Below are 15,407 nucleotides of genomic sequence, written 5' to 3'. Positions count from 1 at the left end.
TGGGTGGAGCAATGACGGTCGGCGCCCCGGTGGGTGGAGCAATGACGGTCGGCGCCTCGGCGGGTGGAGCAATGACGGTCGGCGCCTCGGCGGGTGGAGCAATGACGGTCGGCGCCTCGGCGGGTGGGGCAGTGAGGGTCGGCGCCTCGGTGGGTGGAGCGATGACGGTTGGCGCCTCGGTGGATGATAACGTAGATGCTTTTAGATCGGCGCCGCAATTGTCGCAGAAGCGTTCGCCTGGTAATACTGGATCGCCGCACTCGGGGCACACGAGTTTTGGTGATGGTGGTGGTGTAATGAGGGTTGCTTGCTCGGAAGCAGGCATTGATGATGGTGGTATTGCCAGCAAATCGGCGCCGCAGATGCTGCAAAAGCGCTCACCGGGTAAGATGGCAGTACCGCACGACGGACACGACGTGGCGAGGGCTGTGGGTTGATCATGGGCCGTGGCAGTGGGTGTCGGTACAGGCTCAGGCTCGGTTAAGCGCCGACCGCACTGATCACAGAAGCGGTTGGTTGGATCGTTTGGAGCACCGCAAGAGGGACAGATAATCATAGTTGTTTCCTCATACTGGATAGTAGTCGCTCTTTCTCTAGCGACTATTCGACGTAGCGTAAGCGTAACTTCTGCCTGAAGAATCCTACTGTTCTTCTAAACGTTGGGTAAGGCGACGTGTTGCGTAGCGTAACTCTTTCTGCGCTTCCGGGCTAAGCTGCTGTCCTTGCTCAAGTGCTGTAGCTTGCTGTTGCGCCTTCTCAGCCAACTCTAGTTCGCCCAAATCGAGTAGGCGCGTGGCTGCGGCTCGCAGCTTTTGGGTTGCACCGGTCACATTTCCGGTTGCGGCTTCCTGCAACGCCTTGGTTTGCAATTTGAAAGCTGTGACCCGCTCAACCAGATTCATCACCTCGGGAACATAACTCTCCGGCCCTACCTGGTCTGCCACGTCGAGCAGGATATCTTGCTTGATCACCACTTCACCAGTTTGCTGAACTGGTGTAGTATGCAATTCAGCCTGTGCAATCCGGAAACGACCTTTTGCGCGTGGGGGCAACACGAGATCGATGAGTACTGCTACGGGTTGTCCACCAACCAGGTCGCCGAGACGTACAGCAACTGCTGTCTCACCAGTTGGTTGATAGCCGAGGTTTTCGATAATTGGCTTTACCCGGTAGACAGTACGTGGTGTTGCGTCACGTATAAATCGTAATAACAGTCTGGTATTGGTGGCAACCGTTGCTCGATCATCTTGAATAACTTTTTGAAAGAAATCTCCAATCTGAGCAGGCGAAGCAATATAATCAGCATATCCATTACTGGCCGCTGCAATATCGTCGAGCAACTGCTCATTCCACTCTGTGCCCAGGCCGAACGCGGCAATACGAACTCCCGACTGTCCTAACGTGCGTGCAAGATCACGACATAGTGGTTCGTCACCCCACGTTTGCCCGTCGGTCAAGAGGACCATTCGGCTAAGGCGATCAGGACCGAGGTGTTTTTGCAGTTCAACCTGACCAGCCTGCATCCCAAGGGACATCGCCGTTCCGCCGGCCTCACTGATCGCATTAACTGCTGCTATGAATTGCGAACGATCACCGACCGGTGTGGCCGGTACCAGCGTTTGAACGTTATCGTCAAAGATAACGATGGCTGCGATGTCGTTTGGTTGTAATCGTTCGATGACCTGGCGAGTTGCTGCTTTCAGATTGTCAAGTTTTGCGCCCTGCATCGAACCTGAACGGTCGAGCACAAAGCAAACGTTCAGCGGTAGTGAGGGAGCCAATGCGGGAGAGGCTATTGCCTCTACCAGCAGATATCCGGCTTGAGAGGTTGAGCTGGCTGGAATTGGTGTGCGTCCCCACTTGCAGGTAAGCGTGATTGCGTCAGACATACTATGACCCTATCTGTGCAATGATGAGACTCAAAATACAACAGAGAAGAAATGCGCCGCTATTGGCGGCAAAACCAATGGCTGCATCACGTCGTCCGTGCCTTGTCTGTGCTGTATTGGGACTGACCAGGGCGATTAGGCTGAGCAGACCACCGATAAAGGCAAACATGAGCGCGCCTAATGCAATGATGACGCCGAGTGCAGCCATCACATTATCAGGATCAGAGATGGTAAGGCTGGTAAGCGCAATTGCGATGATCATCAGGACATCACCAGTAATTCCGATCCAGAGACCAGCAGTGGCCATACCGGTACTGGCCTGCACAACAACAGGGCCGGGATTGGCGGTACCATCCCGTGCAGCGATAGCTGCTGCCAGGTTTGGCTGAGCCTGGGGTTGCACATTCACGAGTTGACCACTGCCAAGTAGCGCTTGTTGCAACTCGATCACGTTGGCAAAGCGACGTGATGGATCATTATCAGTCGCGCGGGCAATGGCTGCGGCGATGTATGGTGGCACCGATGGGTTCAGTTGATTGACCGGTGGCAGGCGAAATGGCGTCGTGCTCGGATCATGACCGGTCAAGAGATGGTGCATCAGCACACCGAGACTGTAAATATCGGAACGGGCATCTGTCTGACCGCGTCCGTACTGTTCGGGTGCACTGTAGCCAGGAGTACCAAATGCCTGGGTATCACGCTCTTTCCCCGGTTTGAAAAGGCGGGCGATTCCAAAATCGACCAGCTTGATAGTGCCTTCCGGTGTGATCATGACATTGGTTGGCTTCAGATCACGAAAGATGATCGGCGGTTGTTGGGCATGCAAGTAGGCTAAAACCCCGCAGATTTGCGTTGTCCAGCGTAGAACTTCGTGCAGCGGGCGGGGTAACCCTACTCGATTTACATAATCTCGTAGATTTTCACCGGGTACGAACTCCATGACCAGATAATGACGGCCGTTCTCTTCAAAGTGATCGGTTACTCGTGGCAAGGCAGGGTGGTTCAACTTGGCCAGCAATTCAGCCTCTTGCCGAAATGCCATTTGCGCTTGCTGTCGGTCAATCGGTGAGGTAATCGCAGCATCGCTCATCTCCTTGACCGCCCACAAGGCGGTACTGAGACGCCGATCAGTTGCAAGATAGACCGATCCCATACCGCCAGCGCCGAGGCGTCTGCGCAGTTCGTAGCGTCCTTGTAAGACCATCAGCGGCGGTGTGTCTGTTGCTGATGTCTGACCACGAATGCGGGTACCACATTCCGGGCAGAAAATAATCTCGTCATGGACATTAGCGCCACATCGTGGACATCTCATAGACTCAGTCTCACCAGGATAACTGCAATATTGTCTTCGCCGCCAGCCTGATTTGCCGCCTCTACCAACATCTTACTCGCTTGCTGCGGATCGGCTTCCTCAGCAATGATCCGCTCCATAAGTGGATCGCGAGTCATTTCCCATTGCCCATCCGAACAAAGTAAAAGGGCATCGCCAGGGCGCAGCCGTAAGCTAAAGAGATCGACCTGTGGTTCTTTACGATCACCAAGTGATCGTAAAACGGCGTTCCGCTGTGGATGGGTGTAAATGTCGTCTTCTTGCAGATGCCCTAGCTCAACCAACCGCATCACCAGTGAATGATCCTTCGTGATACGGTGTAGCTTCCCATCCCGATACAGATACGTTCGGCTATCACCAACATTGGCGATGACTGCTCGATCACCTATCACCAGTGCCATCGTGATCGTTGACCCCATATCATTGGCCTGGGCACGGCCTTCACTGGCAATTGCCGCGTTTGCCTCTAGAACAGCTTGCTGGACTAGCGAACGCATTTCTGCTTCGTGATACAGACGCTGCCCGCTCAACATTTGTTGCAGATACGAATCGATAATCGTGCGGGCTGCATGGCGTATTGCCAGACCACTGGCTACCTCACCCGCAGCATGCCCGCCCATGCCATCGGCAACAATATACAACCCCCAACTCTGTCGTTGACCATTGTTTTCCAGGCAAAGAGTGAATTTAAACAGGCTGTCTTCGTTGTGATCGCGTACCATGCCAGTGTCAGTATATGATCCGGCCAGTTGCAATAGCGGTACGGGATGCATCCGTTCATCACGCAGTGCGCTCAAGCGATTCAGCACAGCGGTTGCGTCGGCAAGTTCGCCGGTGCGAATCTGACGAAGGATAGTTCCCAGGTTCTCGCCAGGTTGGTCATTGTCAATGGGAGTAATCTCGTCTAGGCGTTGGGTTATTCGTGGCGTCTCTGTCATGCGTTCAAGAACGTCAGCCAGTGTCCGCAGATCGGCCTGGAATGCGCTTGTCCGTTCATCATCACTTACCAGTCGGAGCCTATCGGCATGTCTGAGCGCAATTTGATCGACACTGTTCAGACCGAGATCATCGATCGTTAATGTCCCCAGGCTGATCCCGACGCTGTGAAGAATGACCAGCAATTGCGCCAGGGCAGTTCCGAACACGAGAGCTGTCGTCTCATCAACAGGAACAGGCAGTGGTTTGAGTTCAGGATCGATAAGAACCGTTAATTGCATCTCGTCGAGATCGCACTGCTCTAACACATCGGGCAACATAGCGCGGGCCAGCGGATCGGCCAGGCGCGGGATCAGGGCTGGCCCTTTGGGATCAGCACGAATTGACAGGAAAGCCGGATAAGTACGGACTTCGAGCGCAGCACCACAATCAATGCAGTACGACTCATTGGCTTCATTGGCAGTTGATCCACAGGCCCAGCACTGTTGCCAAGGTGCCAGATCACGTACCTCTAGCGGGCCAACCGGCCAGGGGTCGCTCAACGGATGGGTTGGCGCAAAGCGATCAGCAAAGAGTGGAGGGTGCGCTTCCATATGATCCTCCTCACCATTAGACGGTGATGTGATAGGTTCAATCGTCTGAGTTACCAGTGTGTACAACCAACCTTCGGTAACCGGTAACGGGTGATGACCAGGTAAAGGATGTCCACAGCCTGCACAACAGCGAGCGTGTGAGCGATTTTCTCTGCCACAGATCGAACAACGCATACTTTTGACCTACATTGTTGGCGCAGTCTCGATGCGTGCCAGGGCAACTGAGATGTTATCGTGTCCACCACGTTGATTGGCTAAGTCGATCAGCGCACTCGCCGCCTGGGTCGGTTCATCGGCTAGGGCCAGTCGCGCCAATTCTTCGTCGGTTACGTGGTTGTACAAGCCATCAGAGCAAAGCAACAAGACATCACCTGCAGCCAGTGGTTGGACACGGGTATCGATTGCCAGCGGTTGATCGGCGCCTAGTGAACGGTAAAGAATGTGTCGTTGCAGATGAGTACGGGCAGCTTCTGGACTAAGCTGACCAATATCGACTAGACGGGCAACGATGGTGTGGTCAGTTGTTAATTGGATATACACCGGTGCTTCATCGCCAGTGCCGGGTGTGATCAGGTATGCACGGCTATCACCGACGTGGGCGAGGTACGCCTGGCGGTGAGTGATCAGTGCTAACGTCGCCGTTGTTCCCATCCCGGCCCGACGAGGATCGGCGCGAGCCGCAGCTACAATGCGTTCATGGGCTGCCTGCATTGCGCTTTGCAAGCATGCTAACCATTGTTCATCGGTGTCTGGCAAGGTTTCGTTGAGCGTTTGCTGCAAAAATGTCTTGATCGTTTCGCTTGCCAGTTGGGAGGCAACTTCACCAGCCGCAGCTCCACCCATACCATCAGCTACCAGGAGTAAGGCTGCGAATGGCTGTTGCTCACCGAGACTGAACATCCCCGCGTAAACGGCATCTTCGTTGGTACTTTGCACCTGACCAACATGACTGCGCACTGCAATTCTAGTTTGCAACGGGGGAAGTGATAGGTTTATCTGCCATGGTGCCGACAGCGGCGAACCACACGAGACACAAAAGCGAGCGCCTGCTCGATTCCTGCGTCCGCACAGTGGACAGGCAAGCGGGTATTGCCGTTGAGCTGGCAAACGGCTGGTAATACGAACCGTTTCTCGTCCCTGACTAATCTGTTGGGCGAGACTAGCGAGGATCTGGGAGAGTTCTCTTAACGCCTGTCCGGCTTGTTCACGCGCTACACCGATAGAGGCTTCATACTGCCGACGCCAGAAAGCGATCCCGGCCTCGACGATGATCATCAGATCGCGTATGCTCATCGTGTCACCGGTGAGCGTTAGCTGTCGTTCACCGGTCACGATTACCTGTTCAGGCAACGGTATGAGAGGAGCGCCACAATGCGGACATACCTGCTGGGTGGCCCCAACTGTTGTTCCGCAAACCCTACATTGCCCTTGAACGTGCCTTGTCACCGGTTATCCTTGTCGCTGCTGAAATGCCAGTCCTCTGTCTACGGCGTATGACGTTGCACCGAGCGTATTGGATGCATCATCACCTGCGTTGATCGGTGGCCCAATGTATCGCTGTGCGTATTCTTGGCTCGCGCCAGTCTTGCAAATCGGGTTAATCTGTGCTATCACAAGGTAGGAAACATTTGACCGGAACGCCTCGCATTATAGCACAGGAGCTACGCTTGTGGCGCCCGTAAAGCCCTCAGTATGCCCGTTTTGCCAAACTCCTCTCGCTCGTACAGATGCTCGCTTTTGCCCATCGTGTGGTCACTCACTCCTGGCCGCAACTGCTTCGTCGACGACGATTATAAGCAGTGGTCCGGTGTTGCACATTACCGAGCCGGGCAGCACCCGCGATGTTGTGCTGGGATTACAGCCGCTTACAATCGGTCGGGCACCGGATAACGATATTGTCCTGCAATCACGCTTCGTCAGCGGGCATCATGCTCGTATTGAGCCTGTCGGCCAGGGGCACCGCATCGTTGATGTTGGGAGCCGCAACGGTTTACTTTTTGCCGGGCGACGCATCACCGAGCGCGAACTAGCTGACGGCGACGTATTACGTATCGGCGATCCGGCAACCGGTAATTTTGTCTCGCTAACCTATCATAATCCAGCGTTGGTAAAAGCACCTGCCCTTCACGAGGCGCCGAGTCGGTTTCCACTCGATCCAAACGATCCTGAAATTACGATAGGGCGTGTTGGCTGTGACATCATTCTCGATAATCCGCAAGTTTCGCGTTTCCATGCCCAGATTGATCGTGCCCCTAGTGGTACTGTGGTCTTGCGCGACATGGGCAGTACAAATGGCACGTTTGTGAACGGTCAGCGGGTTACTGCACCGGTCGTGCTCAAGCCGGGTGACGTAATTCAGATTGGGGCCTTCAAGCTGGTATACAACATTACCAGTCTTGATCGCTACGATCAGCGCGGTGCGCTGCGGATCGATGCACGCAACCTGTCGCGGGTTGTGACACGCAATGGCGTGCAGCGCGCCATTCTGCATGATGTTTCGCTTTCAATCGAGCCACGGGAGTTTGTCGCAATTGTTGGAGGTTCGGGTACCGGCAAGAGCACGCTCTTGAAGGCACTGTGCGGCTACGCTCCGGCCGATCAGGGGCAAGTACTAGTCAACGGCGACGATTTCTACCGCAATTTTGGCGCCTACCGCTCGGTATTGGGCTACGTGCCGCAAGATGATATTTTGCATCGTCCGCTACAGGTACAACGGGCGCTTGAATATGCAGCGCGTCTCAGGCTACCGGCTGATACCACCGACCAGGAGGTGGCGGCCCGGATCGACCGGGTGCTTGAAGATGTTGAGATGACCGCCCATCGTGACAAACCAATTGACGCGCTGTCGGGCGGGCAACGGAAACGGGTGAGTATTGGCGCCGAATTACTAGCCGATCCGAGCCTCTTCTTCCTCGATGAACCAACTAGTGGACTCGACCCTGGGTTGGAAAAGAAAATGATGTATACTCTGCGACGCCTAGCCGACAGCGGACGGACAGTGATCCTGGTAACGCATGCCACGGCAAACATCACGCAATGCGATCACGTCATCTTTATGGCCGGTAATGGGCGGATGGTCTTCTTTGGCCCACCCGATGAAGCGCTCCGCTTCTTTCAGGTAACGAGTGGCGATTTTGCCGATATTTACACCAAAATCGAAGGGATTGCTTCACCTGACCATCCGGTAGTACGGCAGGATGTACGGGCTGAATACGAAGCCTGGCAAGCCGCTCATCCGCAAGCAGCTTCGCCACCGACATTGGCCGAGCTGTGGGAAATACGTTACCGTCAATCGCCATTCTACCAGCAGTATGTCGTGAGTCGGCTTGCTGCCGCACCGACTGGCCTGCACAGTACGAGTAATAGTGTAGGCCAGACTAGGCAACGTATCTCTTCCTGGCGGCAATTTCGTCTGCTCAGCCAGCGCTACTTCGATCTGATGTTGCAAGATCGCCGCAATCTTATGATCTTATTGTTGCAGGCGCCTATTATCGCTTTGCTCCTGATGCTCGTAGCACGGAGTGATGCCCTCACCGGTGTACAGGCGCAAGACCTAATTCAACGTGGTGAAGCGAAAAAGGTGCTCTTCATGCTGGCAATCGTGAGTGTCTGGTTTGGGATCATTAATGCCGCCCGTGAAATCACAAAGGAGCAGGCGGTCTATCGGCGTGAACGTCTGGTCAATTTGCAGATTGTACCGTACCTGCTCTCAAAGGTAGCCGTGCTCAGTCTGCTCATTTTGATCCAAACGCTCGTACTGGTGGGGATGATCTTGCTGAAAGTGGCATTCCCTACAGAAACCGGTATCTTGCTGCCAACACTCAGCGAAACCTTCATCACCCTCCTGCTTTCGGCAGGGGCCGGGATGGCGCTCGGTCTGGCAATCAGTGCGGTATCGGCAACTCCTGATCGGGCGATCAGTCTGGTACCCTTTGCCCTGATCCCGCAGATTCTGTTTGCCGGTTTGATCTTTACTATTGAGGGCCTTGCAACCCCACTCTCGTGGCTTACGATCAGTCGCTGGTCGATGGATGCACTCGGCGCCAGCCTTGATCTGAACCGTCTCTGTAATTTGCCCAACACCGATGATCAGGGAAGCATTCCACCCGGTTGTACGCCTGGCTTTCTCGAAACCGAAGCTGCCTTTAGCCATGACCCTCTCCATCTGGTGGGAAGGTGGGTTATCCTGGTAGGTTATGCCGTCGTCTGTCTGTTGATCGCCGGATGGGTATTGCAGCGTCGTGATCGGCGGGTATAGAGAGGCTGTGAATGATATGTCATGTTCATAAATGACACCTGTGTATTGTTTACGTCATCGTGCTTTGAGACAGGCTAAAATCATTCTTTTCTTCCTGTGCAAAACCTTGACGTTGAGCAGGTGGTAGCGTATAATCACAAGTGATAAACAGCAACCTTTGAGACAATGGTGAAATAGACGTAACATACCGTGATATGGTAGATTCTTTCGTATTACACAGAGTAGGCATATGTCACTCGGACAAAAAATAGGGCGGTTACGTCAGGAACGAGGATTGACCTTGCAAGAAGTGGCAGAGGGTTCTGGTCTGACACCATCGTTTCTAAGCCGTCTTGAACGCGATAAAGTGAATATATCGGTAGCAAATCTGCGCAAGTTGGCGCAATTTTTTAGTGTTCAAATGACGCATTTCTTTGAGGGCGAAGATGATCAGCAGGTCGGTCAGGTTGTGCGGGTGGCTGACCGGGTTCGCCTCTCGCTCGATGATGCACCGGTACAGGTCTTTTCGCTCTTACCGCCCAACAGCGATCTTGATGCGCGTCTGATCGAGGCCTACCCCGGAAGCAGTCAACAAGGTTTTTCATCGCGGGGAAGTCAGATGGTTCACGTTCTGAGCGGTCGTGTGCGCTATACGCTTGGGGAAGAGCAGTATGAACTCGATGCCGGTGATACGCTCTTCTTCCGCGATGATACGGCCTATAGCTGGACGAACATTGGTCACTCAATTGCCACGATTCTCACGGTCAGTACCCTCAATTCACGAGATGATCGTTGATGTATGGCATAATATCGGTTGAGGTTCAATGAATTTCTTGTCCCCTCCGCTGCTTCGCCACATCGGTCGTTGGCTGCTGATCATCGTTTCGCTCTATCTGATCGGCTGGTTATTGGTTCATGCCGGGTCGGCAGTGACACCATTCATTTTTGGTGGTGTTCTCGCCTATTTGTTTCTGCCCCTGGTTAACTTCTTCAATCGCTGGCTTCCGCGCTGGCTGGCAATCCTTGCCGTCTACCTGCTGACCTTTGGGATCCTGGTGCTCGCGGTGGCATTAGTGATCCCGCCCCTAATAGCGCAAATCGCCGATCTCATTCGTTCGCTGCCCGACATTGCGACCATTCAACGAGAGGCTAACCGCTTGCTTGATGAGTACGAGCAGTTGCTTGCCAGCCTGCCACCGGCAGTGCAAGCCGAAATCCAGAGCGCGATAACCTCAGCCGCTGCAGAAGGCTTGAATACACTGCGAGCGAACTTCGTGAACTACTTGCAGAGCATCGGGCAGTTTCTGGTTAATAGTGTGCTCTCGGTGGTAAATACGGTGACCTTTTTGCTCGGTTTTTTTCTGATCCCCTTCTGGCTGTTCTATGTGTTAATGGATCAGCGGGCCGGGCGTGATTACCTTGATCGAATGATCCATCCGCGATTACGGGCCGATTTTTGGGCGATGATTACGATCATCGATCACGATCTGAGCAGATATTTACGCGGTCAGTTGATTCTCGGTACTTCCGTTGGCCTGGCTGCTTGGATTGGTTTAACGGCCCTCAATATAGCGGGAATGAAGGTACCCTATACAGTGCTTCTAGCAGTGGTGGCGGGGATTACCGAATTAGTCCCGGTAATCGGGCCGATCATCGGCGCAATTCCGGCGATCTTGCTCGGATTGGCAGACTCGCCAACGACGGCGCTGGCTGTGACGATCCTGTACATTGTGATTCAGCAGCTTGAAAATCATATCCTGGTACCGCGCATTATCGGTGAAAGTGTGGGTGTACATCCGGCTGTCTTAATGGTTGTGTTAGTCGTCTGTTCTCAAGTTTTCGGTCTGTTGGGCGCTATTCTCTCGGCACCGCTCAGTGCGATGGCCCGTGATCTATTTTTCTATCTGTACGGACGCTTAAGCGATCCTCCCACTCCTGCGGGTGTGCTACCTGAACGGTTGCGTCCATTGATGACGTCGGCGAAAACTGAAGCGACGAAAGCTGCTGAGCAGCCTTCTTCCGAATTACCTCCACACACCGCTGATAGCTCAACTGAATAGGAAGCGGTGGTCAGTTTCTTGCACAGCAGTCTCTGGAAAAAATGGTATAACCCTATGAACGCAGATGCGTTTCGTCAGCTCTACGATTATCACTTTGCTGAAAACCGTAATATCTGGCACCACGTCATCTACCTCTCCTATCAGCAATTTGTCCAGGAGGTGAATTACTCGCTAGGGTCGGTACGAAACCAGATTGTGCATCTAATGAACGTCGATGAAGTCTGGTTCTGTGCGTTGTTAGGCATCGAACCGCCAGTACCGTATCAGCCTGCCGATATTGACGACCGCGCAGCAATTCGTGCTCGTTGGGATAGCGTTGAACAGATGATGCGAGGCTACCTTGCCGGGTTACGCGACGATATGCTGTTTGAAAAGCCTATTCAGGAACCTATTGAAGATAGAAATCTTGCGGTCTGGCAGGTCTTGATCCATGTGATCAATCATGGAACCGATCATCGCGCCCAGATTTTGAGAATACTCCACGATTTTGGTCTCAAAACTACTTCGCAAGATTTTATATTCTACGTTTATGATTGCAGTTTGGGCTTAAACATGTCTGATTAGCTATCTCTGATGTACTTTGAACACGGTCATCAGTTTTCTGGCACAGAATGGTTTTTTGGCAGTGTAGAATATCCAGTGTACAATGTAGAGAAAAATACAAATACATGGAAATTGTTGAGATGTTTTCGAGGGGGTTATAAGCACTCCATCTCTGATGATATTAACCGCGTTCTGAATAGTCAATACGTACCCATGATTGAAAGCACCTATCTCGCCACTGCTTTCACAGTTGAAGACTACCGACGCCTGGAAAAAGAGCAGAACAAGCAAGAAATCATCCGTTTCATTCACAAGCGTTTTAAGGAGCGATACATTACCCCCTTGCGAGGCGATCGCTCTGAAAAGCATGGTTTCTGCACCATGGCTATTTGCTGCCTAATGATAGAAACACTAGAGTCGTTTCGGCACGGATGGGGTGATACCAGAGGTAAAAGTAAGAAGGCTTTTGATGAATTTTTCAAATGGTGTAAAGAGAATAAATTAGAATTGGGAGTTTTTGATCCAAAAGATTTTTACAAGGGCGTTCGCTGCGGGATATTGCACCAGGGCGAGACAACGAATGGCTGGCGGATACGTAGAAAAGGTCCTTTGTATGATCCGTCGGCAAAAATTATTAATGCTACTGCATTTCATAATGAGCTTGAGAACGCACTCAAACGTTATTTAAGCGCCCTGGAAGAATCTGATTGGGAGTCGAAGATCTGGCAAAATCTGCGTAGAAAGATGAAACACGTAATCGCGAATTGTCAACGAGATGCTACACAAGGAGTATAAAAATGGACACACTCTACTATTTTGCATACGGTTCAAACATGTCAGTTTCACGTCTTCAATCAAGAATTACGATCGAGGAAGATGTGGGTGCAGCGTATCTGGAAGGTTGTCAAATGGTGTTTAATAAGCGTGGTCGTGATGGTTCTGGAAAGGCTAATCTGATCGCAAATCCAGATTTTGTGACCTGGGGAGTCTTATACCTGCTCGAAGGTTCTGAGCTAGATCGCTTAGATGTGATCGAGGGAGGTTATGAACGGATGAATGTTCGTATCCAGCAACGTGATGGAACAGTATATGATGCAGTGACGTATGTTTCGCAAGAATTAACTGATGATCCACGGCCTTCTCATGAATATAAAGAATATGTGCTTTCAGGAGCACGTGAACACCATTTGCCACCCGATTATCTTGCTTATCTGGAAGCCTTTCCGGTGAGATAGGTATGCGTCAAAATGATCTCATTCGTATTCAAAATTTGAGAGCATAGGATTATGGTGTCGCAATTGACTAAACGTATCTATGTCGCACTCCATTCACCGCATCCATATCAGCGATTGCGTGATCTGATAATCAGTCATACCCTCTTCAACCTTCCCGTCTCAGTGCGTAAACAATTGTTTACCGGACAGAATCATTTCTGTCCGATCTGTGAAACATTTCTCAACCGATTCCTAATCTTGCATCGCCCCTATCATCGTTGGTGCCCGATCTGTCGCTCGCTTCAGCGGCATCGATTGGTATACCTCTTTTTGAAGCGGTACGGCGTCGTTAAACCTCATTCCAGGGTATTACATTTCGCTCCTGAACCGGCTATCAGGCAACATTTCCTTCAGTATCCTCATCTTCGCTACGTTACTACTGATATTGATGTTGCAGGCTTAGGGATTGATGTCTGTGCTGATATAACGAAGTTACCTTTTTCTGATCATACATTTGATCTCATTCTCTGTATGCATGTTCTCGAACACGTGCCTAATGATCGGCTGGCAATGTATGAGTTACATCGCATACTTCAGCCTACCGGTCTGGCACTGGTTATGGTACCAATCACTGTGAACACCACCGTTGAAGACCCTACTATCACCGATCCGGTATTACGCGAACGTCTGTTTGGTCAGTTTGATCATGTGCGTCGTTATGGTAATGACGTTGTCTCACGTCTGGCAGCGGCTGGGTTTACGGTGAAACCGGTGCAGGTGAACGATGTGGTTACCGATTTGATGGAAATTGACTATATGGGGTTGCCAGTTCAAGAGACTCTCTTTGTTTGTCGGAGAGCGGCGTAATGTAGGTCAGATCAGAATCAGCATCTTGCCGGTATGTCAGGCAAAGTACACCTCTACTGCTGCAACTACTTCCTCGGCGAGTTTGACGGCATTGTCAGCCAGATCTTGCTGATACACGTTGGCCGGAATATCACCAGGAAGGCCGTTCGGGTAACGGGTCGGAATATAGAAGCTGTCAAGAATGCCCCAGCGGGATACTGATTGCTGAAAAGTCGGCTGGTATGATCCGGCGCGGAGACATAACTGACGTACTGAGTGTCCGACAACAAGTTCTTCTCCCTGAGCATAGAGAAATGCTTTAAGCGCCTTTTCTGCTACCTGTTGAGCGAGGAAGCAGGCCAGATACCACGCACCCTGGTCACGTAAATGACGACACCAGTGGAGATCGATTTGCGCTTGTTGCAGCCAGCGCGCCCCTTCAGCTTTCGGATCGTTTCTCATATAGTACCTTTCCGGTTGCTAATGCGTGACGTAGGAAAGGACGATCGCGCATCGCTTGTAATTCCTCGGGAGTGTAAACGAGGAGATCGACTGGCGCTTCAATCGTGAGTTGTTGGAACAGTGTCACTGTGCGCGAAACGAAGTCTAATGATGTATCCATTATAACCAGGATATCCAGATCGGTAAACAGATCGCGCCGACCGGCTGCGTAGGATCCAAATAAGATGATTTGGTGAACAGATGGTATTGTCCGCAGTTGCGCTACCAGATTGTGCAAAGTATGTTCTAACGATTCAACATGGCGTTTACGAGCATCTGACAGGTCAAACATAGAATTATCCCATACAAGAATGGTATATGGTTTCAAGCCGTTGTGCCATGACCGACAAATATGTGACACTCCACAGGTATGCGAACCGATCTTTAACGATTTTTTATGCGGTCACGCCGAGAATCAATACGGGTATATCTATATCAGCTACTCCACACTGCTCTAAATCACGGACAAACTGTTCAAAGTATGATACGCTAGTAGACGTTTCATCAGCAAAGGATTTAACCGGCACGATCTCAATTCCAACATCGATAATACCTTGCTTGTGGAAGATGGTCATCTTTGCACAAACGTTGTAGAAGGTATACTTGCCAAATTGTACTTCAACCCCTGCGCGATTTTTAACAAAATCCATTTCACGAAAAGCTCCTTGTAAGGGGTAGAAGGTTGAAATCCATCTATGTAGTAATTTGTCGAGTAATTACATTGTACTCTGTGTGGTTGCCATTCGCCGTTTGGTAAATTCCTTCGTAAAAGCTACGTTTAACAATCTTGGACTATATAAGAATCTTCAAGAACTAGTTCTTTCTCGACTAACTTTATTCTTACATGCTTGGCTGTTCACAGTATTGATAATCTCCTCTACTTCTTTCAGTTGTTCTGCGAATCATGACGAAACAATATGTTCGCCCCCATTGAAAGAATACTTTGCACGATCTTCATATATTCCTCCTGTTCTTCAATTCAATGAGTTGTTCTTGATACTGTTCTTGCCACTTACGTAGCTTCATCCCGAGTTGCTTAAAAATAGTAGAGAATATCAAGCAGATACACTTCCCCATGCTCGACAAAGTTTCCCACTTGCCAACAGATACTCCCTTGCTCATGCAGAATGCGATACGATTCGGCAATAATCTGACTCTGTTCCTGCAAGTATTGATCTATCGGAACCCAATGTTCGTATGCTTTTCCCTGGTTATATGGCGGGGAGGTCATAATATAATGGGTTGTGAGTACTGAACG

Annotated in this window: 15 protein-coding genes and 1 pseudogene; 7 read left to right on the top strand and 9 right to left on the bottom strand. The window is 51.3% G+C overall.

What is annotated here, in order from left to right:
• The 5 genes from JE47_RS0107435 to JE47_RS0107415 form a co-directional block, all read right to left on the bottom strand.
• Positions 1–556 (bottom strand): zinc ribbon domain-containing protein (locus JE47_RS0107435; protein WP_031459151.1); only part of this gene is annotated, 556 nt, incomplete at its 3' end.
• Positions 557–641: 85 nt separating this feature from the next.
• Positions 642–1,889 (bottom strand): vWA domain-containing protein, encoded by a 1,248-nt coding sequence (locus JE47_RS0107430; protein ID WP_031459150.1) that lies wholly within the window; start codon positions 1,887–1,889, stop codon positions 642–644.
• Between the two features lies 1 nt (position 1,890).
• Complete coding sequence (locus tag JE47_RS0107425; RefSeq protein ID WP_031459149.1) at positions 1,891–3,201, bottom strand: serine/threonine-protein kinase; 1,311 nt, start codon at positions 3,199–3,201, stop codon at positions 1,891–1,893.
• Positions 3,198–4,748: a PP2C family protein-serine/threonine phosphatase gene (locus JE47_RS0107420; protein WP_236631162.1), complete on the bottom strand. Its 1,551-nt coding sequence runs from the start codon at positions 4,746–4,748 to the stop codon at positions 3,198–3,200. The genes JE47_RS0107425 and JE47_RS0107420 overlap by 4 nt, the downstream gene beginning before the upstream one ends.
• Positions 4,749–4,931: 183 nt before the next feature.
• Positions 4,932–6,080, bottom strand: a complete 1,149-nt coding sequence (locus JE47_RS0107415) for a PP2C family serine/threonine-protein phosphatase (protein WP_236631161.1) — start codon at positions 6,078–6,080, stop codon at positions 4,932–4,934.
• A gap of 337 nt (positions 6,081–6,417) precedes the next feature.
• Between JE47_RS0107415 and JE47_RS0107410 the strand changes: the two genes are divergently transcribed.
• The 7 genes from JE47_RS0107410 to JE47_RS0107380 all read left to right on the top strand — a co-directional run bounded on the left by JE47_RS0107410 (position 6,418) and on the right by JE47_RS0107380 (position 13,669).
• Positions 6,418–9,006, top strand: a complete 2,589-nt coding sequence (locus JE47_RS0107410) for an FHA domain-containing protein (protein ID WP_031459146.1) — start codon at positions 6,418–6,420, stop codon at positions 9,004–9,006.
• Between the two features lie 229 nt (positions 9,007–9,235).
• Entirely contained in the window at positions 9,236–9,781 is a 546-nt protein-coding gene (locus tag JE47_RS0107405) for a helix-turn-helix domain-containing protein (protein WP_031459145.1), read from the top strand.
• 28 nt (positions 9,782–9,809) lie between these two features.
• Positions 9,810–11,045, top strand: a complete 1,236-nt coding sequence (locus JE47_RS0107400) for an AI-2E family transporter (protein WP_051871092.1) — start codon at positions 9,810–9,812, stop codon at positions 11,043–11,045.
• Positions 11,046–11,099: 54 nt separating this feature from the next.
• Positions 11,100–11,609 (top strand): DinB family protein, encoded by a 510-nt coding sequence (locus JE47_RS0107395; protein ID WP_031459143.1) that lies wholly within the window; start codon positions 11,100–11,102, stop codon positions 11,607–11,609.
• Positions 11,610–11,618: 9 nt separating this feature from the next.
• Complete coding sequence (locus JE47_RS22000; RefSeq protein ID WP_201771205.1) at positions 11,619–12,383, top strand: hypothetical protein; 765 nt, start codon at positions 11,619–11,621, stop codon at positions 12,381–12,383.
• A 2-nt stretch (positions 12,384–12,385) separates the two neighbouring features.
• A complete protein-coding gene (locus JE47_RS0107385; RefSeq protein ID WP_031459141.1) occupies positions 12,386–12,823 on the top strand; it encodes a gamma-glutamylcyclotransferase family protein in 438 nt (145 codons plus the stop codon).
• Between the two features lie 63 nt (positions 12,824–12,886).
• The gene (locus tag JE47_RS0107380) at positions 12,887–13,669 is read left to right on the top strand and encodes a class I SAM-dependent methyltransferase (protein ID WP_160173279.1); all 783 of its coding nucleotides are present in this window, start codon (positions 12,887–12,889) and stop codon (positions 13,667–13,669) included.
• Between the two features lie 36 nt (positions 13,670–13,705).
• On the opposite strand, the gene JE47_RS0107375 is transcribed toward JE47_RS0107380, so the two are convergent.
• From JE47_RS0107375 to JE47_RS0107360, 4 genes and pseudogenes are all read right to left on the bottom strand, one after another.
• Positions 13,706–14,110: a HEPN domain-containing protein gene (locus JE47_RS0107375; RefSeq protein ID WP_028459752.1), complete on the bottom strand. Its 405-nt coding sequence runs from the start codon at positions 14,108–14,110 to the stop codon at positions 13,706–13,708.
• Positions 14,088–14,441: a nucleotidyltransferase domain-containing protein gene (locus tag JE47_RS0107370; RefSeq protein ID WP_031459139.1), complete on the bottom strand. Its 354-nt coding sequence runs from the start codon at positions 14,439–14,441 to the stop codon at positions 14,088–14,090. Before JE47_RS0107370 ends, JE47_RS0107375 begins: the two co-directional genes overlap by 23 nt.
• Before the next feature lie 103 nt (positions 14,442–14,544).
• Complete coding sequence (locus JE47_RS21995) at positions 14,545–14,799, bottom strand: BglII/BstYI family type II restriction endonuclease (protein WP_201771204.1); 255 nt, start codon at positions 14,797–14,799, stop codon at positions 14,545–14,547.
• A gap of 392 nt (positions 14,800–15,191) precedes the next feature.
• Positions 15,192–15,383 (bottom strand): annotated as a pseudogene (locus JE47_RS0107360) (DNA methyltransferase); the annotation flags it as partial.
• Positions 15,384–15,407: the final 24 nt, after the last annotated feature.

Origin of the sequence: Chloroflexus sp. MS-G (genome assembly GCF_000735195.1) — a bacterium.
Lineage (GTDB): Bacteria > Chloroflexota > Chloroflexia > Chloroflexales > Chloroflexaceae > Chloroflexus.
This window is presented reverse-complemented; position numbering and strand designations above follow the sequence as displayed.